This is a genomic window from Streptomyces sp. NPDC020731, from assembly GCF_044334705.1.
Taxonomy (GTDB): domain Bacteria; phylum Actinomycetota; class Actinomycetes; order Streptomycetales; family Streptomycetaceae; genus Streptomyces.
On sequence record NZ_JBIRTN010000033.1, the window covers coordinates 1 to 25,161 of the forward strand.

A 25,161-nucleotide genomic window follows, 5' to 3' on the forward strand; every position below is an offset into this window, starting at 1 on the left:
CGCTCGTTTGCGCAGCTCAGCGGGATAGGAGGAAGGACGTGCCATGACTCAATCCTTTCACGGAATCGAGTCTCTACCGAACCCGGAACGGTTCAAACCGAAGGACCCTGGAGAACCCGACCACCGCGCCGGGTCTCCACCATGTCCCAACACCGAAAACGCGTCAGCCACCCGGCAGTTGCCCCTCAACGACGCCTCATCGCCCCAACCGAAACGGCGAGGCTAGCGGTTGAGTGCTTCCATGGCGCGCCACTGGCCGTAGACGTCGCCGAAGGGCTGGTGCATCAGGTACAGGTCGAGGTGGTCCAGTCCCAGCTTGTCCAGGGACGTCTCGAACGCGCGGCGGGTGTTGTCCTGGGCGGGGGCGTCCTGGACCCACAGCTTGGTGGGGTGGTGACGAACAGGTTCTCGCGGGCGATGCCGCTGGACTTGATGGCGCGGCCGACGGCTTCTTCGTTGCCGTAGGCGGCGGTGTCCAGCAGGCGGTAACCGGCGGCCAGGGCCTCGGAGGCGGCACGCTCGGTGTCCTCGTCGGGGAGCTGGTGGACGTCGAAGCCGAGGAGCGGCATTTCGACGCCGTCGTTGAGGGTGACGGTCTGCATGAGCGGAATGTCTTTCGCTGTGCGGGCAGGGGCGGATGAGGGTCCTGAGGACCTTGCGGTCGGCCATGGCCCGGTAGGCGTCCGGGGCCTGGTCGAAGGATCGGCAGCACCGGGAGCATCCGTCCCGCCGGTGCCGGCCTCGGTGCGAAACCGGGTCAGCCGCCCACGCGGCCGCCGCGCGTCCAGCGCCGCCCCTCAAGGGGCGACCGGTGTCCTCGAGGGCTACGCGGGAATCCGCCGATGGATGCCCTCCAGCAGGTCGCGCATGGCCATGCGGAAGATCTCCGCTTGGTGTTCGCCGATGAAGGAGGTGTGCCCGAAGGCCTCCAGGACGACCATGCCGTGCATGTGCCCCCAGGCGCCGAGGAGGAGAACCGCTGCGGAAGGCGGCAGGGTTTCCGAGCCATGCGGAAACAGGGGTTCCAGGTGCGCCTGCAGAGCCGGCGAGAGCGCCCGGGTGTCGGCTGCGGCGAGTTGTGCCGTGGTGAACCCATCGAACATCTCTCGCTGGAAGACCATGCCCAGTCGGCGCATCGCCTGGGTGGTCGGGCCCTCGGCAGGTGCCTCGTAATGGCGCAGTGGTGCGCCGTACAGCAGCCGGAATCGCTCGACATGGGTGACGGCCCAGCGGCGATAGCACTCGGCAGCGGCCAGGAACCGCCGTGCAGCCGGTTCCTCGGCCGCTGCGTCGACGGTTGCCGTCACGGCATCGGCCAGGTCGTCGTACGCCTTGGCCACCAACGCCGTGACGAGGGCGTCCCTGTTCGGGAAGTAGTGGTAGAGCCCCTGCACGGTCATGCCGAGGTCGCGGGCGACCGCTCGCAGGGACAGGGCGTGCGGCCCGTGCTCGGCGATCTGGCGCTCGGCGGCGTCCACGATCTCTCGAGTAGCGACGGCTCGGCGTCGCTGGCGCAGGGACGGCAGGACCGTCGCGGGCTCTTCGGCGAACATGCGGTGATCCTAAGGCGGTTGACGGAACGGGTCATCAGAGAACTACACCCGCCTGAAAAACCTGACAGTGTCAGGTAAATCTCCTTCTGCTCAAGAACGCGCTGCCTCGTTAACGTCGTTCCCGGTGGCGACGAGCGCGGCATCGCGCACCCTCCACCGGGGCGAAGAGGGCTCTGCGACGCATTCCGCCGGCTTCTCGCCCGGCCGCCACCTCTCGTCTTTCCCCGAAGAACCCCGAAGGAGATCCACTCGTGTTCGAACGTATGGCCGACTTGGCGATCCGCCGGTCCCGACTGGTGTTGATTGTGGCCGCCTTGGCCGTGGCACTGATGGGCGTGGTGGGCGCCGGTGCTTTCGACAAGCTGAAGGGAGGCGGCTTCGACGACCCCGCCTCCCCCTCCACGCGGGCAGCGAACGTCATCGCCGACAAGTTCGGCGGCGAGACCAACCTCGTCCTGCTGGTCCGCTCCCCCGGCGGCCGCATCGACACCCCCGCCGCCGAGGAGAACGGCCAGGACCTGGTGGCCGAACTCAAGAAGGACGAGCGGCTCAGCAACGTCGTCTCGTTCTGGGAGACGAACAGCCCGGACCTGCGTTCCGAGGACGGCCGTGAGGCCATGGTGCTCGCCCACGTGAAAGGCGACACCACCGAGCAGCGGGAAAGCGCCATCGCGATCCTGGACATCTACAGCGGCTCCTACAAGGACACCCTCACCGTCCGGGCCGGAGGAGGCGCCGCTGTAGGAGCCGACCTGTCGAACCAGGTGGTCGAGGATCTGGTCCTCGCCGAGGTGATCGCCATACCGCTGACCCTTGTGCTGCTCCTGATCGTCTTCGGCAGCGTCGTCGCGGCGCTGTTGCCGCTCGCCATCGCCGTCATCGCCGTCATCGGCTCGTTCGCCCAGCTCTTCCTGCTCGGCAGCGTCACCGACGTGGCCGACACCGCGACCAACCTCACCACCGCCCTGGGTCTCGGACTGGGCATCGACTACGCCCTGTTGATGGTCAGCCGCTTCCGGGAGCAGATCGCGGCCGGGGTGAGCGTGGACGACGCCGTCCGGCAGACGATGCACACCGCGGGCCGCACCGTCGCCTTCTCCGCAGCGACCGTCGCGGCGGCCCTGGCAGCCCTCACGGTGTTCCCGCAGTACTTCCTGCGCTCGCTCGGCTTCACCGGGGTCGGCGTCGTCGCCATCGCCGCCCTGAGCACCCTGTTCGTGATGCCGGCCCTGCTGAAGGTTTTGGGGCACCGGGTCAACGGCGGGCGGATGCCGTGGGCGAAGTCGCGGCGATCCGAAGCTCAGGCACCCGTGTGGGGACGGCTGGCGCGCACCGTCATGCGGCGACCCGTGCTCACAGCGGTGCCCGTTCTCGCCGTGCTGCTGCTGGCGGCGAGTCCTCTGCTGAACGTCACCTTCGGGACGACGGACGAGCGCGTGCTGCCCGAGGACGCCGAGAGCCGCCAGGTCTCCCAGGTCCTGCGGGAGGAGTTCGGCGGCAGCGAGGACTCGGCCGTCTTCATCACCATCGACACCTCCGTGGCCGAAGCCCCACTGGCCTCGTACGCGGGGCGACTGGCCGCGCTCAAGGGCGTCGAGCACGTCGAGACCAGCGCGGGCACCTACAGCGCGGGACGGCCCGCCGCGACCGGCCCGGCCGACTCCGCCCTCGGCCGGCCCGACGCACAGCGGATCAATGTGGTGAGCAGCCTGACGCCGAAGTCGGAGGCGGCCGAGAGCCTGGTCAAGCAGGTGCGCTCGGTGACTCCGCCCCCGGGTACGGACCCCCTGGTCGGCGGGAACGACGCCGTACTGGTCGACGCCAAGGAATCCATCACCGACAAGCTCCCGTTGGCCGTGACCCTGGTCGTCCTCACCACCTTCCTGCTGCTCTTCCTGTTCACCGGCAGCGTCGTGCAGCCGGTGCGCGCGCTGGCTCTCAACCTGATCAGCCTGGGCGCCACCCTCGGTGTGATGACCTGGATCTTCCAGGACGGCAACCTCTCCTCACCGCTCGGCTTCACCCCCCAGCCGATGGAGCTGTCGATGACCGTGCTGATGTTCTGCATCGGCTTCGGCCTCTCGATGGACTATGAGGTCTTCGTCACCAGCCGGATCAAGGAACTCCACGACCAGGGAGCGGACAACGAGACCGCCGTGGTCAACGGCCTCGGCCACACCGGGCGCATCGTCAGCGCGGCCGCCTTCCTGCTCGCGGTGAGCTTCTTCGCCTTCGGCACCGCCAAACTCAGCTTCATACAGATGTTCGGCCTCGGCAGCGGACTGGCCATCCTCATCGACGCCCTCGCCGTCCGCGGCGTGCTCGTCCCCGCCGCGATGCGTCTGCTGGGGAACTCGGCCTGGTACGCGCCCGGCTTCCTGCGCACGCTCCACGCGCGGTACGGCCTCAGCGAAGGCGGTCCCAAGCCGACGTCCGCCCCCGGATCGGCGGCAGCTGCTCGGGCGGACACAAAGGAGTCGACCATGGTGTGACCCGCCTGGCCACCGCTCAGCCACCCATCACAACTCATCGCGCAAGGCTCAGGAGGTAAGGAAGTGGGTTCCTCCCACGTGTTCCCCTCAGGCGGACGATCGGCTGGCTCTGTTGGTCGGTTTCGAGAACGTCTGCCACTCAGTGGCAGGAACGCTCTCCTCCTCCGGAAAGTGATGTTGCCGAGATTTGGGAACGCCTACATGCTTGTGTCAGGACCGTGGTTGTGCATGGCCGCGGAGCCGCCCGTGGCCCGACGCCGGCAGTCCCGGGAAGGGCGGTCCGGTGCCCTTCGTGGCGCTCGCTCAGTTCTTCGGTCGGGACGTTCCCGGCCTGGCCGCCGGACCCGGCGGCGCTGACCTGGTGCAGCTCTTCCGCTGCCGTTCACCCACGGTCCGTACCTAGAGCGCCGATACCTCCTGCAGTGGCGGTGGGCCGCGCAGACCGAGCGCGCGGCCCACTTCCTTGCCGCCGCGCCCGAAGTGCCGTTGCTCCGGTGGGAGCACGAACTCCCCGAACCCTGTGTCGTGCATTCCGAGGAGGTGGACACCTGTCCGTGGGCGGAGGACGACACGCTGCCTGCGGCTCTGATTACCCGCATCGACGCCTGGGACGATGCCCGGAGGGCGAAAGGCGGCCGTGACGCCCCTAGCTACCAGGGCGCCCTCTCGATACCGCCCGGCTGGCGGGTCGGCGGCTTTCCCAGCTGGGCGTCGACGGGCCCGATGGACATCATTTGCGCGTCCTGTGCGGCCCCGATGCGGCTCCTGCTGACAGCCGGGGGCGACGAGATGGACCCCGACTCGCACAGCTGGATGCCGCTCGAAGACCGCGATCCGTCCCGGCGGGGGATGGCCTGGATCCGGGGCGGCCGGTCCGTCGCCCAGCCCACCCGGCTCCGCTTCGGCCGTGACCGAGACCTCCACGTCTTCACCTGCCCGACCGACCCGGGACACCCGCCCCAATGGGTACTCTCCTGACGCGTTTCAAGGGCGACGGATTAGGCCAGGGCGCACCGCTGCGAGCAACCGACACGCTCGGCCTGGTGCTCGCTGTCCTGGTCACCGCCGCGAATGCGCACGACACCACCGGCGGCAAGCCGCTGCTCGCGGTGCCGCTGCGCCGGAGCATGGCCAAGGACGCGGAATTGCTGGTGCTGCGCAGGCAGCTCACGAGTCCGGTGCGATACGAGCCGACGGATCGGCTGTGGTTCGCAGCACTGTCCTCGCTGATTCCCCGGCGCCGGTGGGCGCAGGTGTTCCCGGTGACACCCGCGACGCTGCTGGCGTGGCACCGCAGGCTCATCACCCGAAAGGGGGACTACAGCAAGCGCCGGGGCGTTGTCACGTTGTCGGATGTGCGTGGGGCTGATGGCGTGCCGTGGTGTGGTCGGTTCGAGTGCCAGCCTGAGTCAGGCCGTTGCGGCCGTGCCGACGACTCTGGTGACGTGGTTTCAGATGGCGAAGCGGATGGTCATTTCGGCTCGGTAGCCGGAGGCCGTCATCAGGTGGCGGCGGGGTCGGAAGCGGGGTGAGATCCCGCCGAACGCGGACAGGAACCGCTGGGCTGCGCCAACGCTGCGGAAGCTGTGCCGTTCAGAAATGCGTCGCTGCAGGTTGTAGGGGGTCTGGTGGTGCTCGGGGCCGCCTGGGACGATGCCGTGGGTGATTGTCTCGCTGGTCTATCAGGTGACGAGGAAGCTGCTCTCAGCCCCGGCTGTTCTCCTGCGCCGACAGACGGCGAAGGATGCCGAACTGCTTGTCCTGCGGCACGAGAACGCCGTGCTGCGTCGGCAACTTGCGGCCCCGGTGCGGCACGAGCCAGCGGACCGGTTGTGGTTCGCGGCGTTGTCCTCGCTGATACCCCGGCGGCGCTGGGCGGAGGTGTTCCGGTGACTCCGGGCACCGTGCTGGCGTGGCATCGGCGGCTCGTGACACGCCGATGGGACTACAGCAAGCGCCGGAGCATGCCTGGCCGACCACCGACTGCTCAGGCGATCAACGCGCTGGTGCTGCGCCTGGCCAAAGAGAATCCGCGCTGGGGGTGTCGCAGGATCCAGGGCGAGCTCGCACGGCTGGGGCATCAGGTCGGAGCGTCCACGGTCTGGCAGATCCTGACCTCCGCCGGCGTAGGCCCGGCTCCCCGCCGGGGCGGTCCGACCTGGCGGGAGTTCCTGACAGCGCAGGCCGACGGCATCATCGCCTGCGACTTCGTCCACATCGACCTGGTGGGCCTGCGTCGGGTCTACGCGCTGGTCTTCCTCGAGCACGGCACGCGCCGCCCGCACCTCGCCGGCGTGACCGCTCACCCCACCGCGCAGTGGACGGTGGAGGGTACGGCCATGCCGCTGAGGATGCGCTGGTCGTACATCCATACGGTGTGATCGCCCGTTGGTGAGTTTCTCCCTCTCTCCGCCTGGCGTGACGGGACGCTGGGAATTGCGGCGCGGGACCGGCGCCCGAGGTTCCTCTGTGGGTGGGGGCAGGCATGACACTGGAAACGGAACGCCCTGGGAAACTGGAACAGCACACGGTGTTGCTGGTGGCGGGCTTAACGGATCTGGCCGTGAGTACCCTGGGCTCGGCGCTCGGCACAGTGCGGGGGCTGTTGCGTCGCTCGGACACGGCGGAGCTGGCAGCCGAGGCCGAACAGGACCTGATCGCGCGTGGGCGCCTGGCGCTCGACCGGTACGCGGCCGCGCCACCGGCCCATCTGGAGGTGCTCGCCCGTCACGCTCTGGCCCGGCAGGCCGGCGATGGTGTCTGAGAGCTGGGAGGCGGCTGCGTTCAAAGCCCGCGTCGATGAGGTGCTGCGCTCCTTCGTCGCCCAGGAGGCAGACCAGTTCGCGGTGATCGATCCGGCTCTGGATGTCGTTGCCCGGCAGGTGGAGCAGGCGGTAGCGGATGGCAAACGACTGCGGGCGGCCTTCTGCTATTGGGGCTGGCGTGCGGCTGGGCAGCCGGACAGTGATGCGCTGGTGCGGGCCGCGGGCTCCATGGAATTGGTGCACGCCGCCGCCATGGTGCACGACGACCTCATCGACGACAGTGCGCTGCGCCACGGCCGCCCCACCGCGCATGTCGCCCTACGGAGCGCGTTGCGGCGCCGGCCGCGGGCGGCGAACGCGGCCCGCTCGCTGGCGATGCTGGTGGGGGACCTGCTGATGTCGCTGGCCGGTCAGCTGTTTGTCACCAGCGGTTTGCCCGCCGCCTACCTCGGCCGGGCTCGCCCGCTGTGGGCGGCGCTGGCCCGCGAGCTGATCGCCGGTGAGTGCCTGGAGATCCTGCACACCGGAGCCATGCCGGACACCTCCGTGCCGCTGAAGGTGATCCGGTACAAGACCGCCAAGTACACCGTCGAGCAGCCCTTGCTGATCGGCGGCGCCCTGGCAGGCGCCGACGGGCGGCTGCGCGAGGGATATTCCGCCTACGGGCTGCCGCTGGGCGAGGCGTTTCAGCTCAGGGACGACCTGCTGGGCCTGTTCGGGGATCCGGAACGCACCGGCAAGACCAACCTCGACGATGTGCGCGGCCACCGGCCCACCGCCCTGCTGGCGGAGACATGGCGTATCGCCAGCGGCGAGGAGCGTGAGCAGTTGCGTGCCCTGCTGGGCCGACGCGACCTGGACGGAAACGGTCTGGAGGCCGTGCGCACGGTGATGCTGCGGCTGAAGGCGCCGGACCGCATCGAAGAAATGATCACCGCGCGGGTCGAAGAAGCCACACGCGGCCTGCACGACCTGGACCTTCCCGGGCACGCCACCGCGGCCCTGACCGCGCTGGCCCATTCGGCGGCGGTCCGCCACCACTGACGCCCTCGCACAGAGGCACGCCGCACCGCACCGCCTCATGCCCGCGACGGCACCCCGTTCGCCCCGCACGAACAAGGAGCTCTGTGATGACCTACACCGAGGCGTCGATGGACGCCCTGCGCCAAACCGGTGACGTACTCGCCGACGCCACCGTCGCCACCCTGTTCGAGCGCGGCGAGGTCGGCAAGCTCAACACCCTTATGCGGTACATGTCCACCGCCGGTGCTCCCCTGCCCGACGGGCTGCCCGACGTGGCCCGGGAATACCTCCAGGCCACCGGCGCCCCGCCGGTCTGGGTGGACTGGGGGGAGATGGAAAGGGCCCGCCTGTTCTTCATCGACAACAACGTGCACATCTCCACCGCGCTGTCGTTCGCCTCCATGCCGGCCTGCTACGTCGTCCCGCACGTGGCCCGGCTGCTGTCGGCCGCCCACGGGCTGAAGTACCCCTCCAAGCGGATGGCGGAGACCGGCCAGTTCACCGTCTACCTCATGCAGCCCGGCGCGTTCGAGGCCGGCAGCCGCTTCATCCCGGCCGCCCAGAAGGTCCGCCTCCTGCACGCCTCCATCCGCCACCACCTCAAGCGCGAGAACCGCTGGGACACCACCACACTGGGCGTGCCGATCTGCCAGGAGGACATGATCGGCGGGCAGATGTTCTTCTCCCTGCTCGTCCTGGACTCCCTGCACCGCCTCGGCATCCACATGTCCACCGAGGGTGCCGAAGCCTACTTCTACGCCTGGCGAGTCGTCGGAGCGATGCTCGGCGTCGACCAGGACACCGTCCCCACAACTCTTGAGGAGGCCCGCGAGTTCCTCGACCTGTACATGATCCGGCACATGGCACCGTCGGAAGAAGGCGCACACCTCACCCGGCAGTTGATCGACCTGTACGAGGAAGTCGTCCCCGGCACGTTCTTCGACCCGATCGTCTCCGCCCTGATCCGCCACCTGATCGGCGACACCTGCGCCGACTGGCTCCACGTCGCGCGCACCCCCTGGGACACCGTCGTCAAAGCAGTCCCCCACCTGCTCGGCATCCTGGAGACCATCGAGGACCGCTCACCGCTCGGCGCCTGGGCACTGGACCGCCTCGGCCACCTCACCACCATCCTCGAACTGTCCTCCCTCACCCGCGGACGCGTCATGCACTACGCCATCCCCGAACAGCTGAAGAACGACTACGGCGTCACCGGCACCGTGCCCCGCACCCACCGCTGGACACCACCCGCACCCAGCATCACCTGACACACAGCCGGACCACACGCCACGGTCAGAACGACCGCGACCGAGTGGGGACAAGGGCCCGCTGCCATCAGCCGTGGAATTCACCGTTTGCGTCAACCTGCCCAGCGCCGCTCCGGTCTCGCTTCTTCCCTACGCATCCGGCCGGGCGGTGCCGTCCCCAGCCCCCGCGGAGGTGCGGACCAGGGTGCTGTCGAGCAGCACCATCTCGCCACCCGATCCGGTGAGCTTTTGGCGATCAGGGCGATCCGACCCGGTGGAAACTTGCGCCAGCGCGAGCCGACCTTCCTCAGGTGACTGCGAACCAGGCCGGAGACCAGCTCCAGGGTGGCGCTCTAGAGCAGCAGGCGGCACTGGTGGATAGGCCCTTCGGTGCCCTCGGCAGGGCTGGTGTTCTTTCACACGGGATCCCCAGCTCCTTTCGGAAGACTGTGCGCTACGCCGAAATCAGGCCGCAGCCGGTCAGACGGACGACTGCGACAGGGCGGTGAAACGGCCGGCGGGAGTGCGGTGCGGCCACCCCCGGTCCGCCAGGCACCTGAGCTTGTCGCGTACCGGTTCGACCTGCCCGGGCTGGGTGCCCCTGCCGAGCTGGACGCTGACGTCCTTGGCCGGGACCGGCTCCGAGACCGCGGCCACGACCTTCATGATCGTTTGATAGTCGGCGGGCAGCGCACTCTCGTCCATGCCCGGCTCGCGGTGCGGGACCGGCAACATCCCGCCTGCACCCGGAGTCGTCGTCACCCGCACCAACTCCTCAGCCACAGCCGGGTCGTCGGCCAGCACGACCCTCCGCTGCATCACCCGGACCAGCACATCCGCCACCAGCAGCCCTCGCCCACGCCAGCCCCATGACCAGCAAATTCAGGTTGGACGACGCTCAATGCCAAACAACGGTTGAGAGCTCTCCGCCGCGGATTCCCAACCGGACCGGAGTGGCTCAGTGCAGGGTCTGGGCGGCGTACAGGGCTCCGAGGGCTGTGGCGAGGGTGCCGAGCAGCAGGCGTAGGGCTCGTTCGGGCAGGCGGGGTTGGAGGCGGGCGCCGAGGTAGCCGCCGATCAGTCCGCCGGTTCCGCAGGCGAGTCCGAGCCACCAGTCGGGGGTGATGTCTCCGAAGCTCACCAGGGACAGCAGTGCGTAGGCGGCTGCGCCGACGAGGGAGGTGGCGAATGTGGCGGCGAGCGCGGCCGGGGCGACGCGTGCGACGGGCAGGCCGCGTCCGGCAAGGATCGGGCCGAGGAGGGAGCCGCCGCCGATGCCGTACATGCCTCCGATCACGCCGACCGCCAGGGCGAGGCCGGTGAGGGTGCGTGGGGGCAAGTCGCCTGTGGGCGGCTGCTGATGGTGATGGTGTGCCGGGGTGAGGGCGCGCAGGCAAAGCCACAGGCCGAGTGGGAGCAGCAGGATGGCGATCAGGAGTCGGAAGACGCCCGGGCCGGGGAGGGCGAAGACGCGGATGGCGGCGCCGATGACGACACCGGGCAGTGTGCCCAGCACCAGGCGGCGGGCAAGGTCTCCGCGCAGGGCGCCTTCGCGGCGGTAGCGCCACAGGGCGCCAGGTCCGGCGACGACGTTGAACAGCAGGTTGGTCGGGGTTACCGCCGGACTGGGCACGCCGAAGACGCTCAACTGGACGGGGAGAAGAAATACGGCACCGGACACGCCGACGGGCGCGGTCACGGTCGCGATCAGCAGACCGGCGGCCAGCCCTCCCGCCAACGTCCAGTCCACCAGTGCCCCCGTTTCGCCCGCCCGGTCAGTATCAGCGGCTCGGCCGCCATGAGGGGGGTCTGAAACAAGATGTTCATGAGCGGCAGGAACAGCCGGGCCCCGGAGTCGGACGCGTGCGCACCTGGTTCGACGGGACAGCCGTGGGTGCGGCGGCCGGGGCGCAACGACCGCCTATGGCTCCACTCGTGATCCGCTGAGCCCAGGGCTTGCGCCCATCGCGCGGTACAAGCCGATCGAGTCGTGCGCGGCGGTGTCGGCGAAGCCGTACTTCGGCACTGTCACGTTGTGGGGTCGGGTGGTGCTGACGGCTCGCCGGGACAACGACTCGCCGGTGCGGGTCCCCGTTGTCAGGCCGCCGCGGTGGCGGCGGTAGCCTGCCGCCGGACAAGGCCCAGGCCGCGAACGTGGCGGCCCGGGGCAGCCGGTACGACGACGAGGGGCGCCCGGTGTCACACCGGGCGCCCCTCGCGGGTGCTCAGGGGCGGGCGCCGGGCTTGTTGACGACGCCCCAGGCGGCGCGGGCGCTGACCATCTCCCCGTCGTCCCGGGTCTCACCGAGGTAGGCGTAGCTCTCGGGATCGAAGAAGATCTCCTGCTTGCCCTGCCAGCCCGAGGGCGTCCTCTCGGCGTAGGTCACGCTTACGCCGATCGCCGCGCGGCCGAGCGGGTCCCTCACGCCGGTCGTCACCCGGGTGCCGGGGATCTTCGCGAGAGCCCGGAACAGGCCCGCCTGGACGTTCGGCGGGATCAGCACCGACCGGTACAGGACGTCGATCTCCCGCCAGTCGCGCTGTGCGCGCGTCTCCCCCTTGACGGAGCCGATGGCGTGCTTCTCGCGGATGCGCTTCATCATGCGGTCGGAGCCGCTCGGCAGGGTGGCGAGGAAGCGGTAGAACTGCCGCTGGGAGCGGTCGTCGTAACCCTCCTTCTCCCACTTCTCCTCCTGGTTGGGGCCGTACCAGACCTGGAGCTCGTCCGGGTCGAAGTCCGAGATGTCACCGGCCGGGGGGACGCCGGGCAGATTGGCGTGCCCGGTGCCGTCCCAGCGGGTCCACTCCTCGCTGCTTTGCGGCTTGCCCTGGACGAAGACAGTGCTCTTCTCGTACACCCACTGCTTCGGGCCGGGTTCGGTGCCGTCGTGCTTCTCGACGGTCGCGGCGGCCAGTTCGAGGGCGTCGGCGGAGGCGCCTGCCGACAGCACCTGGGGGCCCTTCCTCGTGGAGGCGCGGGTACTGTCCTCGGGCAGGGTCGCGACGATCCCGGCGGTCACGGCGAGGGCCCCTGCGGTGGCGGCGCCGACCAGGATCATCCGGCGCCTGGGAAGGACCGCGCGCTCAGGGCGGGTCTCCTGCCGGAACGCCGCGGTGAGCCGGGCCCGCGGCGCGGCGAGCCGGTCGGTGTCGGGAAGGGGTGCGTCGGCGCGCAGGCCGCGGAGTTCGGAGAGCTCGTTCATGCGGGGTCACTTTCGTGTGTGCGAGCTTCGATGAGGGGGCCACTGGCCGCGCCGGTTGCGGTGCGCAGCTTCCGGCGGGCGCGGTTGAGGCGGGAACGGACGGTGCCGACGGGAATGTCGAGGGCTTCGGCGATCTCCTGGTAGCCGAGGTCGGCCCAGGCGAAGAGCAGCAGGACGTGCCGGTCGCCCGCGGAGAGATGGGCCAGCGCCCCGGCCAGTGGGCGGGCGGCGGCCTCGGCAGCGAGGCGGTCGTCGGCGGAGTCGGTCCAGCTGTCGGCGACCGGGTCGTGGCCGGTGCGGGCGAGCAGTTTCAGCGCCCTGGCCTCCTCCCGGCGGTGCCGGCCGATCTGCTTGGCGGCGATGCCGTACAACCAGGGCCGGGCGTCGGCGCGGGCCGGGTCGAACCGGGCCCGTATCCGGAAGGCCGTCAAAAACGTCTCGGCGGTGACGTCGTCGGCCGCGTCCCGCCCGAGCCGCCGGGCGACGTACTGATGGATCGCCGGGGCGTGACGGTCGAAGAGCGCCGCGAAACGCTCGGGTTCCTCGAGTGAGGCCGCGATGAGCTCGGCGTCGCCGCCGGCCAGGTCGGTCATGGACGGTCCGTCCGCTGGTGGGGTCGGTGGGTATCAGGATGGTGGGTGGTCACACCCTGTACTTGCCAAGTCGCCGCGAACGGGTTCACGCCGCCGCCTCAGGCGCCGTACGCCTCATGACACCCACCCGGTGAAAGGACAACGACGCCCATCACGGACTGGGTGGTCAGGTACGGCATATGGGAACGGCCGTCTACCTCCGTAGGACAGGGGCGACGGAACGGTGATGAAGGAACTCCGTCCGGTCATTTTCGAGCACGCGCAGCCACTCGCCGTCCAGTGCCGCACCAGATCGTGGTGGCAGCTTCTTGCGAGGCTCCAGCCAGAGTCCGCCGGGTGCAACTGCTCGGCCGGCGACGACCAGACCTACCAGACCGTCCTCCCTCCGGCACGCCGCCTCGGCCGTACGCCGGCGGGGCAGCCCATCGTTCTCTCCAAGGAACCGCGCCGTGTCCATGATCCGCCGCCGCCACTTCTACGACCTCCCCGCAGAAGCACGCCAGGCCATCACCGGCAAGGTCGGCCCCGTCCATGCCGCCCGCGCCGCCGACGAGGGCCTGAACTCAGGCATCGCGACGTTCCCCGACACCGACCACGGCCCCGTGTTCGTCAAGGGCATCCCCACCGATCATCCGCAGGCCCCGGCCCAGCGCCGTGAGGCCGTATGAGCTGTGCCCATGAGGAGCGGAGCCCCAGCGGGCCGTCGCGGCCCTGGCGGTGTTCCTCAGTCCGAACGAAGTCGATCCGGTATCCCGGTAGTTGGTCTACGGAGCCACAGCTCTGTGTGAAGCTTTCCCCATGACTCACCCGCGTGAAGAAGTCAGGGCCAGGCTGCAGACCGATCGCCCGCACTCCGCCCGTGTCTGGAACTACCTGCTGGGAGGCAAGGACAACTACCCCGTCGACAGCGCGGCCGGTGAGGTCATCCTGAAGACCTTCCCGGAGTTCGCCGCCGTCGCGCGGCTGCAGCGGCGGTTCCTCGCGCGCGCCGTGCGCTTCCTGGCGGGCGAGGCCGGTGTCCGCCAGTTCCTCGACATCGGCACCGGACTGCCCACCGCCGACAACACACACGAACTGGCCCAGCACATCGCGCCGGAGAGCCGCATCGTGTACGTCGACAACGACCCCCTCGTCCTGGTGCATGCGCAGGCCCTGCTCACCAGTAGCACCGAGGGCGCCTGCGCCTACGTCGACGCCGACGCCAGGGACCCGGAGCGCATCCTCGCCGAGGCAGCGAAAACCCTGGACCTCAGCCGCCCGGTCGCCCTGACCATGTTGGGCATCATGGGGCAGATCTCCGACGGCGAGCGCCCCGCCGACCTGGTGAGCACGCTGGTGTCGGCCCTGCCCTCGGGCAGCTACCTGGCCCTGAGCGACGGCACGAACACCAACGAGGCACTCAACACCGCGGTCGGGGTCTACAACGGGCAGTCGGCCAACACCTACCACCTGCGGTCACCGCAGGAGATCGCCTCCTTCTTCGCCGGGCTGGAGCTGGTGGAGCCGGGGGTCGTGTCCACGGCCACCTGGCGCCCGGACGCCGACCGGGCCGAGGAGGACACGGCCGACGTCTCCGTCTGCGGTGTCGCGGTCAAGAAGTGACCCGGCCTGCCACTCGGTAGTCCCGCAAAGGCACCCCGTAGCGCCGGCGGAAGGCACTGCTGAAGTGGAAAGGACCAGCGCTGCCGGACGCCTCGGTCACCCGGGCGACCGGCAGCGCGGTGCTCCGCAGCAGCCGTGCGGCGTGCCGCAGGCGGCTCTGCCCCTGCCGGAACCGGGTTACGACAGCGGATGTCCACGACGCCGAGCGGCGTTCCGATGGTGCCGTGTTCGATGCCGATGAGAAGTGACAGCGCCGGCCAGGGGACGCTGTTGCCTGCCGACGTCCTCGGCTGTCGAGAGGCGGCCGCTCAGGCCGCGTGGAAGCGCGGAGGGACCGGGTTGCGGTACCGCTTGCCGGCGTCAGGAGGCGTGAGGTCGCTGAAGTCCTCGGAGGAGGAGAGCGATCAGGCGTCGGGGGTCGTAGCGGGGGTCGTCGTCGCGTCCGATGCAGAGGTTGCCGATGCCGCGCATCAGCTCGTACGGCTGCGTACCGGGCCTGACCTCGCCGGCCTCGACCGCGGCGTCGAGCAGTTGGGCGCAGACGGGCAGCAGGCGGTCGAGGAAGTAGGTGTGCAGCGCGGCGAAGCGGTCGTTGTCGGACTGCAGGGCGTCGGCGAGTCCGTGCTTGGTGACGAGGAAGTCGACGAAGAGGTCGATCCACCGGCTCAGTGCGTCGAGCGGGGAGTCGGCGCCGGCCAGCAGGTCCGGGCCGGCCTCGGCGCACGCCTCGATCTGGTGGCGGTAGACGGCGGTGACGAGGTCCGCCCGGGTCGGGAAGTGGCGGTAGATCGTGGCGATCCCGACGCCCGCTCGGGCCGCGATCTGGCGGATCGGCGCGTCGACGCCGGAGGTGACGAACACCTCGGCGGCGGCAGTGAGCAGCGTCTGCCGGTTGCGCTGCGCGTCGGCCCGCTTGCCTCGGGACGGTGACTGCCCTGCAGCGCTGTCGGTGGCCATCACGCTCTTCTCCTCTGCGGATTGACAAAACGGATCGCTGATCCGGATACTAAATGGAGCGACGCTCCGTTTCAGGTTAGTCGAAGCGGGACGCCCCTGACCACCTTGCCCGCCGGCCGCAGGAGACCGGCGGGCAGCAGGTGCCACCGAAAGGGAACCCACATCGTGAGCACATCCACTGCCACCAGCGCCGACGCCTCGGACATACCCGCCCCGGTCCTGTCCTTCAGCCCCGTGTCCCTCTCCGTGCCCGGACGTCCCGTGGACCTCCAGGTACGCGTCTCCGCACCCGCGACCGGAACCGGTCTTGCCGTCATCCTCCTCTCCCACGGTCAAGGCCCCTCGAACAACCTCTCCTCACTCAACGGCTACGCGCCGCTCGTCAACTCCTGGGCCGCCCACGGATTCGTGGTCATCCAGCCGACCCACCTCACTTCCAGGACACTGAGCCACCTGGTCGCCGACGCCCCCGGGGCACCCTTCTTCTGGCGCTCGCGCTCCGAGGACATGTCACACATCCTCGACCGGCTCGACATGATCGAGAAGGCCGTGCCGCTGCTCTCCGGGCGGATCGACCACACCAAGGTCGCCGTCGCCGGACACTCGTTCGGCGGCTTCACCTCCAGCCTCCTGCTCGGTGCCCAGGTCACCGACCCCGACGAGGGAGGAGAGGTGAGCCTTCTCGAATCCCGGATCAAGGCGGGCGTGCTGCTGGCCGCACCCGGCAGGGGCGACGTCCTGAACGGACCGATGGCTGACGCGCTGCCGGTCTTCCGGACCATCGACTTCTCCACGATGACCACGCCCACGCTGGTCGTCGCCGGCGACGAGGACGACTCCCGGCACTTCACGGACATGGGGCCGGACTGGCACGCCGACCCCTACACCCTCGCCCCCGGACCCAAGACCCTGCTCACTTTGTTCGGCGCGGAGCACGGACTCGGCGGGATCGCCGGATACGACGCCGCCGAGACCACCGACGAGAACCCCGGACGAGTCGCCGCCCTCGCCCGGCTCACCGCGGCCTACCTCCGCACCCGGCTTCGTCCCGGTGACCCCACGTGGCAGGCCGTGTGCGAGGCACTGACGACCGGCCCCGATCCGATAGGACGAGTCGAATCCAAGTAAGCCCTCCCCCACTTCCACGTCCCTCATCGCACCGTCGGCGCCCGAAGCCAGTCAGAGGCCGGTACTCAACGACGGTGTCCGGGCAGCAAGCCACCGCCGCGTACGGATGAATGCGGTCAAGTCGTGCGGTGCGGGTCGGTTTCACCCAGCTCTGCTGCTTGTCCTTGGAAGGCCCGTACCAGTGTCATGACCTGGGGGAGGTTGCGGCGGAGGATGGTGGCGACGCCGATGTGCCGGGTCGGAGCCGGCGGCACGATCGGGACGGCGCGTACTCCTGCCACCTGCGGGGTCTGCGCGATGGAGGGGATCAGTGAGATTCCCAGGCCTGCGGCGACGAGCGAGCGGGCGAAGAAGTAGTCGGTCGTCGTGCTGCGCACCTCCGGGTCGAAGCCGGCACGTTCGGCGTAACGGCGCAGGTAAGCCTCGGTCTTGAGGCAGCCGAGTACCCAGGGCTCGGCGGCCAGCTCGGCAATGTCGAGTGACTGGCGGCCGGCCAGGGGATGGGCGTCGGGCAGGACGACGTGCAGGGGGTCTTCAAGGAGTGCCGTCCACGCCAGGCTGGAGGTTGGGCCGAGCCACCCGGGCAGCGGGCCGTCGAAATGGTAGGCGAGTGCGAGGTCTACCGCGCCCTGGCGTACCAGCGGCAGGCTGTCCTCGGGCTCGGCTTCCCTGATGTGGACCACGGTCTCGGGGTGGGCGGTGGTCAGCCGGGCGAGTACGCCGGGCAGCAGGAGCCTGCCTCCACTGGTGAAGGTGGCGATGGTGATCTGGGTGCGGCCGCCGGCGAGTCGGTCGACTTGCCGCTGGGCGTGTACGAGTTCCGCGGCAACCGACTCGGCGGCCCCGACCATGATCCGACCGGCCGGGGTCAGTGTGACTCCGCGGGTACTGCGCGCGACGACCTGGGCACCGAGGCTGCGCTCGAGTGCGGCAACGTGCTGGGAGACGGCCGAGGGGGTGAGGTGGAGGGCTGCTGCCGCCTGGTTGAAGCTGCCGTGTTCGGCCACCGCCCGCAGGACACGGAGCCGCTGCACATCGATCAACAGTAATCCTTAATACGTAGCCAGTAATTGGGCACTTCTGCTGATGACTGTAGGTGTTCAGGATGGGGGCATGAAAAGGATCTGCGTGATCGGCGGAAGCCGCTACTTCGGCAAGGTCCTGGTGCAGCGCCTGCAGGCGGCAGGACACCGGGTCACTGTGATCAACCGCGGCTCCGCCCCGCCGCCGGCAGAGGTCGAACACCTCGTTGCCGACCGTGATGACGAGGCCGCCCTGACCACCGCGCTGGGCTCTCGCAGCTTCGATGTGATCGTGGACCAGGTCTGCTACACCCCGGTGCAGGCCGCGATCGCCGCCCGTGCCTTCAGCGGCCGCACCCGGCGCTACGTCATGACCTCCACGATCGAGGTCTACGATCCGGCAACCGCCTCGCTGCCCGCGGTCCCGCCCGGGGCACCGGTGCCTGAGGAGACAGTTGATCCGGCCACCTGGCTGGTGCGGATGGACCTGCCCTGGCACGACGCGGCGTACCTTCAGGCGCACTACGCCGAAGGCAAGCGCCAGGCTGAGGCCGTCTTCGCTCAGCACCACGGGTTCGCTTTCGCCTCCGTACGCAGCGCCCACGTCCTCGGTGGCGGCGCGGCGGAGTTCACCGGCCGGCTCATGCACTACATCGAGCGCGTCACCCACGACACGCAGATCACCGTGCACGCCGAGGCGCTGCCCACGGTCTTCATCCACTACGAGGAGCTGGTGAAGCTGCTGGAATGGGCGGCCACGCTCACCGATGCCACCGGCCCGGTCAACGCCTGCTCCGACGGCCCACTTGACGTCTACGGCCTCGGTACCGTCATCGCCGCACAGGCCGGCAGGAAAGCTGTGTACCGCAGCGTCGCCGCGGGCGAGCCGGCCTCGCCATTCTCTTTCGACCGTCACTACGCCATGAGCAACGCCCGCGCGAAGGAACTGGGCTTCTCCTTCTCCCGCACCACCGACTGGCTCCCCAGCGCCGTCGCCGAAGCCCTCGCCGCAACCGCCGCCCCCAGCTCCTGAGGAACGGACACACCATGCGGTACCGCACCATCGGAGATACTGCCGTGAGCGCCGTCGGTCTGGGCGCCATGCCCCTGTCCATCGAGCACCGCCCGGACGAACAGCGGGCCATCGCCACCATCCACGCCGCCCTGGACGCCGGGGTCACGCTCATCGACACCGCCGACAGCTACCACTGGCACGCCGACGAAGCCGGCCACAACGAACTCCTCATCGCCCGCGCCCTGGCCCGCTACGGCGGTGACACCTCCCACCTGCTCGTCGCCACGAAGGGCGGCCGCGGCCGCCCCGGCGACGGCGGCTGGACCGTCAACGCCACCCCCGGCCACCTCAAGCGTGCCGCCGAGACGTCCCTGAAGCGCCTGGGCATGGAGGCCATCGGCCTGTACCAGCTGCACAAGCCGGACCCGGCCGTGCCCTGGGCGGAATCCGTGGGCACGCTGCGCGAGTTGCTCGACGCCGGCACCATTCGCGCCGCCGGGATCTCCAACGTCACCACCGGCCAGATACGCGAGGCGCACGCGATCCTCGGCGACGGCCTCGTCTCCGTACAGAACCAGTACTCACCAGCAGTCCGCGACAGCGAGCCCGAGCTGCGGCTGAGCACCCGGTTGGGGCTGGCCTTCCTGCCCTGGAGCCCACTGGGCGGCATCTCCCGAAGCTCCCTCGACGGCACCCGCGGCCCGACCGCCGCGGGCCCCGCCTTCCACCGCGTCGCGGCCGTGCACGGCGTCAGCCCGCAACAGATCGCCCTGGCTTGGCTGCTGACCCGCTCCCCGGCGGTGATCCCGGTGCCGGGCGCCAGCCGCCCGGCATCGATCCAGGACTCCGCCAAGGCGGCCGAGCTTGAGCTGAGCGAGGCGGAGCAGACCCAGTTGGACGACGCACTGCCCAGCTGAACCGGCGCCACTTGCCGACGGGTCGACGCAGGAAGCGCGACGCCCGACCAGTACAGGCAAGCACCGTCGAGCGCCATGGCGGCGGCGTTGTCACGTTGCTGGATCCTGGTGTCGTTGGCACCGGGGCCCCTCAACGCGTTTCACGTGTCCCACAGGGAGCTGCGGATGACAGCAAACGACTGGTACGGCCGACTCGACGGCGAGGACTGTCCCGCTTACGCGATGGGCCGGGCCGCCGAGACGCAGGGCACCCACCGGACGCAGACGCTGTTGCCGCGCGGCCACCGTGGGTGAGCCTGGGTCCTGGAGGACGGCGGCGCAGCCGAGCCCTCGCTGCACGGAGCGCCGGCTCCTGCACCTCTCCCCAAGCCGGCCTCAATCCTCGTCAGTTCGCGGTGGGGCTGCACGTCGCGCGGATCGGCCTGTTCTGACGCAGTACTTTCCAGTCGTCCTCAAGGATGGAGTACTGGAGCATGTCGTGCCAGATGCCATCGATGTGCGCGAAGTGCCGCAATTGCGCCTCCTTGGCGAATGCGCCGCTTTTGTCCAGGGCGCGGATCGCCGCGGTGTTGGTGGGCAGCAGAAGGCACCACATGCGGTGCAGGGCGAGGCGGTCGAAGGCCAGGACAGCGAGGAGCGAGCCGACCTCCGCACCGAGGCCGGTGTGGGTGTGGTCGGGGCTCAGGGCGATGCCGAACTCGGCGGCGCGGTGGTTGCAGGCGACGAATTGGTCGGTGGAGGGCGAGGTGAGGGAGAGCTTGGCGGTGCCGATGAGTTCGTCGGTGTCACGGATGACGACGCCCAGCCGGTAGAAGGTGCGAGGGGTCTGCCGGGCTTGCGTGCAGGCGTGGTCGATCACGGCGCGTGCGCCGGCGGCGGTCAATGGCTGGCTGCCGTAGCAGCGGGTGGTGCGGGAGTCGCCGAAGATGTCCAGAACGGCGTCGGCGTCGGCGTGTTCCAACTCGCGCAGGCGCAGGACGGTCCCCTCCACCGGCACGAGGGGGGTACTCGGGGCGGACGTCGGTGACGGGGTCGGCGCCTCGGACCGGGGCGTGTTCACGCAGTTGTACTCGGCTTTGTCGGGGAGGGTGGTCATCAGGGCTCCTCGCGGGTGTGGGGTGGCTGGGCGGCGGCGGGCCGGCCGGGGTGGGAGACGGATGCGAAGAGCAGGCGGGTCACGGACAGGGGCCCGTACGAGCGCAGTCCGGGTACACGGTCAACCACAGGTGCCACCCGGCCCCACCACAGGCCCGCTCCACGGGGCACGCGCACCGGCAACGCGGCGGCCACCCCCGGGCAGGCCCGCAGTTCGCGCAGTCGCGCGGGTGTCATACCCCACGACATCGGCGGTGGCCGGTACCCGGCCGGGTAGCGGAACCGGCCACGGACGGTGCCTGCGGCGAACCATGCCGGTGGGGTGTCGAACACCAACCGCGCTCCCGGCAAACGCACTGCGCACGCCTCCACCAGGGCCCGCACACGGTCCCAGGCCATATACATCAGCACACCCTGTGCCAGGACGAGGACACCTTCCGAGGTGTCGACCTCCCCCGTCCACCTCTCGTCCAGGAGGCAACCGGTCAAAGTCCGGCACCGGTCGGTGTCCGGGAGCAACCGGCGACGCAGTGCGGCCGACTCGGCGAGTTCGACCCCCAGCCACTGCACCGTGCCGTTGTCCACTCTCCAGAACTGCGTCTCCAGCCCCTCGCCCAGACAGACCACCGTGCCGCGCGGATGCCGGGCCAGGAAGGCACGCACCTCACGGTCGTAACACCGCGCCCGCACCGCCACGCCCCGGGCCCATCCGCGGTTGTCCGTGCCGAAACGCTGCGCGAACGGGTGGTCCAGGGCCTCGACCAGTTCGACGGCCTTGGGGTCGGCCAGGCCGCACTCGGGATCGCGGGCTGCCAGGGAACGGTGGTACAGCGTCCACAGCGCCGTCTCACCCACCGCATCGGTCATCGGTTCCTGCCCCAAGAGATCCATCGCCTCAACATGCCGCACCGCCTGTGCCGACCACGGAAAACTCGGAACCTGACGTAAACCAAACCACCCGAACGGACGGAAGGTTGCGGGTGTGAGGAGATCGACTTCACGAACGGCCGCAGGCCCAGCACTCCCACCCGGCCCGAACGCCGAGACGCGGCAGCGCCCTTGCCCGCGGGTTACCGGCTGTGGTCGGGGCGTGACGGCGGCCGGCTTTCGGGAGACCCCAAAACCAAGATCGCCGGGTGCCCCTCGGGCGGGTGGCAGCCGGCGCAACGCCGACACCCGCCACCCCGACGTACTCGCCGCCCGGCGCAAGTAACTCGCCCGCATCCGCAGCGAGAAGGGTATCCGCTGGAGCGGACGCTCCTTCGCACCCGCAGCCCGAACTCGAGTGGGACCTCGCTCACCTGCGCCAGAACAGGTGGTGGGTCACGCCGCTCGGGCTGGGCACGACCTCCAGGTGGAACCGGTCGAGCAGCTCATCGGGGGGCTCCCAGAGTCGTAGCCCGGACCCGAGCTTTACCGGCGAGACCGCCACATGCATGGTGTCGACGAGGCCGGCATCGAGGAACTGCCGGATGGTGGTGACCCCGCCGCCGAGTCGGACGTCCTGCCCCTGCGCCGCTTCCCGCGCCCGTTCGAGGATCGTGGCCGAGGCGCCGTCGACGAAGTGGAACGCGGTGTCGGAGAGCGTGAACGACGGACGCTTGTAGTGGGTCATGACGAACACCGGCGTGCGGAACGGGGGCTCCTGCCCCCACCAGCCGTGCCACTCATGGTCCTGCCAGGGCCCGCGCTGGGGCCCGAACTTGTTGCGGCCCATGATCTCGGCACCGATGTTGCGTGCGAAGTCCCGCGTGAAGCAGTCGTCGAGGCCCCGGCTGCCCCCGGGGTCGGTGCGCATGGGCCAGCTCGCCGTGGCGCCGGCCCAGGCGAACAGCCTCTCGGGATGGTCGTGGCCGAACGGTCGCTCGAGGCTCTGGTGCTCACCGGCACCGATTCCGTCACTCGAGACGTTGAAGTTCATGACTCTCAGCAGTTGGCCCATGTGTTTCCTCGTCCGGTTCTGTCTCACATCATCGTGTGGCAAGGCGCCGCACGTCATGACGTCGAACAGGACGTGGCCGGATCGACAGCGGCCCACAAGTTTTTTCAAGGCACGTCAGGAAGCGGCCCCCTTGACGGTGTGGCCATGACGGACACGGACGGCAGCGGGGTGGGCGCCGCGATCACATGCGTCGCAACGGACGTCACCGTCCATCCCACCGTTCCTACCGCCAACCCGGCGAACCTTCCCGGTCAGAACACCGGCGAGGTGCCGCGAGTACGTCCCGGAGCACGTTTTCGAGCGTGACGCGGGCCAGCTCGTGCCTCAGGGTCTCCTCGATGCCCTCGCGGATGCTCCGCATTGCCGGCTGGATGCCGTGACCCACCCCACGCATCCATGGTCCGGGGTGGTGCGGTGCACCGCGAACAGCGGGCCGGGTTCCACTGCCTCGTACACGTCGAGCGGGGGCATCGACTCCAGCTCGCGTGCCGGCGACCAGCCCACGTCCCGCCGGGGGCCGTCGTTCCGGTCGGCGTTCCATGCCCGGATGTCGCGTTCGAGGGCCTGGACGAAGCGGTGGGTCCCACGGCGGGGCTCCTTCTGCGTGAGTTCGCCGAACCACCGTTCCACCAGGTTCAGCCACGAGGAGCCGGTCGGCGTGAAGTGCGGGCGAAAGCGGGGATGTGCCGGCAGCCACTTCTTGATGGCGGGTGTCTTGTGTACGGCGTAGTTGTCCAGGACCAGGTGGATGTCCGGGGTCGGGTTCTCCCGGGCGCCCGGATGAGCGAGCCCGGTGGCCCTCCGAAGGTAAACCAGCCTGCCTTCATGAGTGAACGCCTATCAAGCACCGGCCCATCGGCGATCCGACCGGCCCGAAAACATTCCTTGACACGAATATTCTCCGTCAGGAATACTTGTCTCCATGGACGCACTTCTCACCGCACTGGCCGACCCGGCCCGCTGGCGGCTCGTGAGCCTGCTGGCCGAGCGGCCCCGCTCGGTCGGCGTTCTCGCCCAGCTCACCGGGGCGCGCCAGCCGCAGACGACCAAGCACCTGCAGACCCTTGAGCGCGCCGGCGTCGTCACTTCCCAGCGCACCGGCCAGCGCCGCATCTACGCGCTCCGGTCCGCTCCCTTGCGGAATCTGGCGGCTGCACTCGGCCGGCTCGCTGACACCGCGGACCAGGCCGGGGGCCCGCGCGCGACCTATGACCGCTACGGGGTCAGCCTCCACGCGGAGCGGGCCGCCGCGGAGGAGTCGGGGTGGGCCGACGGCCGCTCGTTCCGGTTCTGCCGGTCGTTGGTGGGGCGCCCCGAGCTGGTCTGGCACCACCTGACCGAGGCACCGTTGCTCGCCCGATGGTGGACGCCCGATGACCTGTGCGTCTCCGAGCTCGTCTTCGAGGCGCGAGAGGGTGGTCGGATCGTTCAGGAGTACCGCGATGCGGAGGACGCCGACGGCTCCGACCTGGTCGCCGGGCGGGCGGAGGGTGTCGTCGACGACGTACGTCCTGTCGAGCGCCTGGCCTACCGGCTCTCCCCGCTCCTTCCCGACGGCAGCCTCGCCTTCACCGCCCACGTCGACCTCGGTCTCCGGCCCACCGATACCGGCACGGAACTCAACGTCCACTGGCGGATCACCGACAGCACTGTCGACTCCGCGGACTTCATCGCGGGCATCGAGATCGGCTTCGGCCAGAGCCTCGACAAGCTCGCGGCGACCCTCGTCGCAGACTCACACGGCACCGTCGCCACCGGCACCGGCACAAGGAGCACGAAGTGACCAACCAGACCGGCGGCCGCAGAGTCGTCACCAACATGAGCCTCTCGCTCGACGGCCACTACGCTGCGCCGGAGGACCCGTTGGACATGGGCTGGGTGATGCCGTACGCCGTCACCGACGTCGCCCGCGACCACCTGACCAGCCTCTGGGAGCCGGCGACGACGGCCCTGCTCGGGCGGGTCAACGCCGAGGGGTTCCTCAGCTTCTGGCCTACCGTCATCGGCATGGAGGGCGCCGACCCGCGCGACGAGGCATTCGCGAAGTGGCTCCTCGACACCGACAAGGTGGTCCTCTCCTCCGCCCTCGGCGAGGCGCCGTGGGAGCGGACGACGATCGTCGACAAGCCGACCACCGAGGTGGTCGCGGACCTCAAGGCGACCGAAGGCGGCGACATTCTCGTGCTCTCCAGCGCAAGTGTCATCAAGGCGCTGCTGGCGGCCGACGAGGTCGACCGACTGGCGCTCACGGTCTTTCCGGTCTTCCTCGGCGGCGGGCCGCGCCTCTTCGACGACGGGCTGCCCGCGGGGCAGTGGGCGCTCGTCAGCCAGGCCGCGGGCGAGCACGGCACGTTGTCTCTCGTCTATGACCGAGTCCGCTGAGCCGGCCGATCAGGGCACTCGTCAATTCGAGATCATCCTGTGGCGGGTTTCCGGCGTATCTGGATCATGCCCCTGGATCCCTGTGGGTTCAGGGAAACCGAAGGTCCTTCAGCGCGAACTCACGGGTGCACCGGTGTGCGTCAGGCCGATGCATCCGTGGGTTCGGGTGAAACACGGGGACGCCGGGCGATCCGAAGGGTTTCGGCGGTGACGTCGGCCGGACGT

Annotated in this window: 22 protein-coding genes and 7 pseudogenes; 15 read left to right on the top strand and 14 right to left on the bottom strand. The window is 69.7% G+C overall.

From position 1 onward, the window contains the following. Positions 1 to 225 precede the first annotated feature (225 nt). Together ACH4VX_RS34105 and ACH4VX_RS34110 are read right to left on the bottom strand one after the other, a co-directional pair. Positions 226 to 602: pseudogene (locus ACH4VX_RS34105) on the bottom strand (aldo/keto reductase); the annotation flags it as partial. A 222-nt stretch (positions 603 to 824) separates the two neighbouring features. Next, positions 825 to 1,553, bottom strand: a complete 729-nt coding sequence (locus ACH4VX_RS34110) for a TetR/AcrR family transcriptional regulator (RefSeq protein WP_398373034.1) — start codon at positions 1,551 to 1,553, stop codon at positions 825 to 827. A 251-nt stretch (positions 1,554 to 1,804) separates the two neighbouring features. Here ACH4VX_RS34110 and ACH4VX_RS34115 point away from each other — a divergent pair, with 251 nt between their 5' ends. From ACH4VX_RS34115 to ACH4VX_RS34125, 3 genes and pseudogenes are all read left to right on the top strand, one after another. Beyond that, positions 1,805 to 4,045, top strand: coding sequence for an MMPL family transporter (locus ACH4VX_RS34115; protein ID WP_398373035.1), 2,241 nt, complete (start codon positions 1,805 to 1,807; stop codon positions 4,043 to 4,045). Between the two features lie 525 nt (positions 4,046 to 4,570). Beyond that, a complete protein-coding gene (locus ACH4VX_RS34120) occupies positions 4,571 to 5,023 on the top strand; it encodes a hypothetical protein (protein WP_398373036.1) in 453 nt (150 codons plus the stop codon). Positions 5,024 to 5,100: 77 nt separating this feature from the next. Then, positions 5,101 to 5,379 (top strand): annotated as a pseudogene (locus ACH4VX_RS34125) (integrase); the annotation flags it as partial. 117 nt (positions 5,380 to 5,496) lie between these two features. Here ACH4VX_RS34125 and ACH4VX_RS34130 read toward each other — a convergent pair. Next, positions 5,497 to 5,628 (bottom strand): annotated as a pseudogene (locus ACH4VX_RS34130) (IS6 family transposase); the annotation flags it as partial. A gap of 79 nt (positions 5,629 to 5,707) precedes the next feature. Here ACH4VX_RS34130 and ACH4VX_RS34135 point away from each other — a divergent pair. The 4 genes and pseudogenes from ACH4VX_RS34135 to ACH4VX_RS34150 form a co-directional block, all read left to right on the top strand. Further along, a pseudogene (locus tag ACH4VX_RS34135) lies at positions 5,708 to 6,375 on the top strand (helix-turn-helix domain-containing protein); the annotation flags it as partial. 155 nt (positions 6,376 to 6,530) lie between these two features. After that, positions 6,531 to 6,809, top strand: a complete 279-nt coding sequence (locus ACH4VX_RS34140; protein ID WP_398373037.1) for a polyprenyl synthetase — start codon at positions 6,531 to 6,533, stop codon at positions 6,807 to 6,809. Then, a complete protein-coding gene (locus ACH4VX_RS34145; protein WP_398373038.1) occupies positions 6,799 to 7,854 on the top strand; it encodes a polyprenyl synthetase family protein in 1,056 nt (351 codons plus the stop codon). Before ACH4VX_RS34140 ends, ACH4VX_RS34145 begins: the two co-directional genes overlap by 11 nt. A gap of 86 nt (positions 7,855 to 7,940) precedes the next feature. After that, positions 7,941 to 9,101, top strand: coding sequence for an oxygenase MpaB family protein (locus ACH4VX_RS34150; protein WP_398373039.1), 1,161 nt, complete (start codon positions 7,941 to 7,943; stop codon positions 9,099 to 9,101). 459 nt (positions 9,102 to 9,560) lie between these two features. Here ACH4VX_RS34150 and ACH4VX_RS34155 read toward each other — a convergent pair whose 3' ends face one another. The 4 genes from ACH4VX_RS34155 to ACH4VX_RS34170 all read right to left on the bottom strand — a co-directional run bounded on the left by ACH4VX_RS34155 (position 9,561) and on the right by ACH4VX_RS34170 (position 12,876). Further along, positions 9,561 to 9,923, bottom strand: a complete 363-nt coding sequence (locus tag ACH4VX_RS34155) for a hypothetical protein (protein WP_398373040.1) — start codon at positions 9,921 to 9,923, stop codon at positions 9,561 to 9,563. A 115-nt stretch (positions 9,924 to 10,038) separates the two neighbouring features. Further along, positions 10,039 to 10,830 carry a sulfite exporter TauE/SafE family protein gene (locus ACH4VX_RS34160; protein ID WP_398373041.1) on the bottom strand — a complete coding sequence of 264 codons (792 nt, stop codon included), beginning with the start codon at positions 10,828 to 10,830 and terminating at the stop codon, positions 10,039 to 10,041. Between the two features lie 475 nt (positions 10,831 to 11,305). Then, positions 11,306 to 12,283: a CU044_5270 family protein gene (locus tag ACH4VX_RS34165; RefSeq protein ID WP_398373042.1), complete on the bottom strand. Its 978-nt coding sequence runs from the start codon at positions 12,281 to 12,283 to the stop codon at positions 11,306 to 11,308. Beyond that, complete coding sequence (locus ACH4VX_RS34170) at positions 12,280 to 12,876, bottom strand: RNA polymerase sigma factor (RefSeq protein ID WP_398373044.1); 597 nt, start codon at positions 12,874 to 12,876, stop codon at positions 12,280 to 12,282. The genes ACH4VX_RS34165 and ACH4VX_RS34170 overlap by 4 nt, the downstream gene beginning before the upstream one ends. 449 nt (positions 12,877 to 13,325) lie before the next feature. Here ACH4VX_RS34170 and ACH4VX_RS34175 point away from each other — a divergent pair, with 449 nt between their 5' ends. Continuing rightward, the gene (locus tag ACH4VX_RS34175) at positions 13,326 to 13,544 is read left to right on the top strand and encodes a hypothetical protein (protein WP_398373045.1); all 219 of its coding nucleotides are present in this window, start codon (positions 13,326 to 13,328) and stop codon (positions 13,542 to 13,544) included. 130 nt (positions 13,545 to 13,674) lie between these two features. Continuing rightward, positions 13,675 to 14,478, top strand: a complete 804-nt coding sequence (locus tag ACH4VX_RS34180) for an SAM-dependent methyltransferase (RefSeq protein WP_398373047.1) — start codon at positions 13,675 to 13,677, stop codon at positions 14,476 to 14,478. Positions 14,479 to 14,838: 360 nt separating this feature from the next. Here ACH4VX_RS34180 and ACH4VX_RS34185 read toward each other — a convergent pair whose 3' ends face one another. Next, complete coding sequence (locus ACH4VX_RS34185; protein ID WP_398373048.1) at positions 14,839 to 15,435, bottom strand: TetR/AcrR family transcriptional regulator; 597 nt, start codon at positions 15,433 to 15,435, stop codon at positions 14,839 to 14,841. A 165-nt stretch (positions 15,436 to 15,600) separates the two neighbouring features. Here ACH4VX_RS34185 and ACH4VX_RS34190 point away from each other — a divergent pair, with 165 nt between their 5' ends. Beyond that, positions 15,601 to 16,563: an alpha/beta hydrolase family protein gene (locus ACH4VX_RS34190; protein ID WP_398373049.1), complete on the top strand. Its 963-nt coding sequence runs from the start codon at positions 15,601 to 15,603 to the stop codon at positions 16,561 to 16,563. A gap of 116 nt (positions 16,564 to 16,679) precedes the next feature. Here the strand turns inward: ACH4VX_RS34190 and ACH4VX_RS34195 are convergent, their stop codons facing one another. Continuing rightward, complete coding sequence (locus tag ACH4VX_RS34195) at positions 16,680 to 17,606, bottom strand: LysR family transcriptional regulator (protein WP_398373051.1); 927 nt, start codon at positions 17,604 to 17,606, stop codon at positions 16,680 to 16,682. A 70-nt stretch (positions 17,607 to 17,676) separates the two neighbouring features. On the opposite strand from ACH4VX_RS34195, the gene ACH4VX_RS34200 reads away from it, so the two are divergent. The 3 genes and pseudogenes from ACH4VX_RS34200 to ACH4VX_RS34210 all read left to right on the top strand — a co-directional run. Next, the gene (locus tag ACH4VX_RS34200) at positions 17,677 to 18,618 is read left to right on the top strand and encodes an NAD-dependent epimerase/dehydratase family protein (RefSeq protein ID WP_398373052.1); all 942 of its coding nucleotides are present in this window, start codon (positions 17,677 to 17,679) and stop codon (positions 18,616 to 18,618) included. A gap of 14 nt (positions 18,619 to 18,632) precedes the next feature. Beyond that, positions 18,633 to 19,517 carry an aldo/keto reductase gene (locus ACH4VX_RS34205; protein ID WP_398373054.1) on the top strand — a complete coding sequence of 295 codons (885 nt, stop codon included), beginning with the start codon at positions 18,633 to 18,635 and terminating at the stop codon, positions 19,515 to 19,517. Positions 19,518 to 19,682: 165 nt separating this feature from the next. Beyond that, a pseudogene (locus tag ACH4VX_RS34210) lies at positions 19,683 to 19,769 on the top strand (MerR family transcriptional regulator); the annotation flags it as partial. 133 nt (positions 19,770 to 19,902) lie between these two features. On the opposite strand, the gene ACH4VX_RS34215 reads toward ACH4VX_RS34210, so the two are convergent. The 5 genes and pseudogenes from ACH4VX_RS34215 to ACH4VX_RS34235 all read right to left on the bottom strand — a co-directional run. Next, entirely contained in the window at positions 19,903 to 20,613 is a 711-nt protein-coding gene (locus ACH4VX_RS34215) for a GNAT family N-acetyltransferase (RefSeq protein WP_398373056.1), read from the bottom strand. Beyond that, positions 20,613 to 21,479: a class I SAM-dependent methyltransferase gene (locus ACH4VX_RS34220; protein WP_398373058.1), complete on the bottom strand. Its 867-nt coding sequence runs from the start codon at positions 21,477 to 21,479 to the stop codon at positions 20,613 to 20,615. The genes ACH4VX_RS34215 and ACH4VX_RS34220 overlap by 1 nt, the downstream gene beginning before the upstream one ends. A 430-nt stretch (positions 21,480 to 21,909) precedes the next feature. Then, the gene (locus ACH4VX_RS34225; RefSeq protein ID WP_398373060.1) at positions 21,910 to 22,554 is read right to left on the bottom strand and encodes a dihydrofolate reductase family protein; all 645 of its coding nucleotides are present in this window, start codon (positions 22,552 to 22,554) and stop codon (positions 21,910 to 21,912) included. 223 nt (positions 22,555 to 22,777) lie between these two features. Further along, positions 22,778 to 23,055 (bottom strand): annotated as a pseudogene (locus tag ACH4VX_RS34230) (Rrf2 family transcriptional regulator); the annotation flags it as partial. A 9-nt stretch (positions 23,056 to 23,064) separates the two neighbouring features. After that, positions 23,065 to 23,307 (bottom strand): annotated as a pseudogene (locus tag ACH4VX_RS34235) (transposase); the annotation flags it as partial. A 169-nt stretch (positions 23,308 to 23,476) separates the two neighbouring features. On the opposite strand from ACH4VX_RS34235, the gene ACH4VX_RS34240 reads away from it, so the two are divergent. Continuing rightward, the gene (locus ACH4VX_RS34240; protein WP_398373061.1) at positions 23,477 to 24,337 is read left to right on the top strand and encodes a metalloregulator ArsR/SmtB family transcription factor; all 861 of its coding nucleotides are present in this window, start codon (positions 23,477 to 23,479) and stop codon (positions 24,335 to 24,337) included. Continuing rightward, the gene (locus ACH4VX_RS34245) at positions 24,334 to 24,936 is read left to right on the top strand and encodes a dihydrofolate reductase family protein (RefSeq protein WP_398373063.1); all 603 of its coding nucleotides are present in this window, start codon (positions 24,334 to 24,336) and stop codon (positions 24,934 to 24,936) included. The genes ACH4VX_RS34240 and ACH4VX_RS34245 overlap by 4 nt, the downstream gene beginning before the upstream one ends. Positions 24,937 to 25,161: the final 225 nt, after the last annotated feature.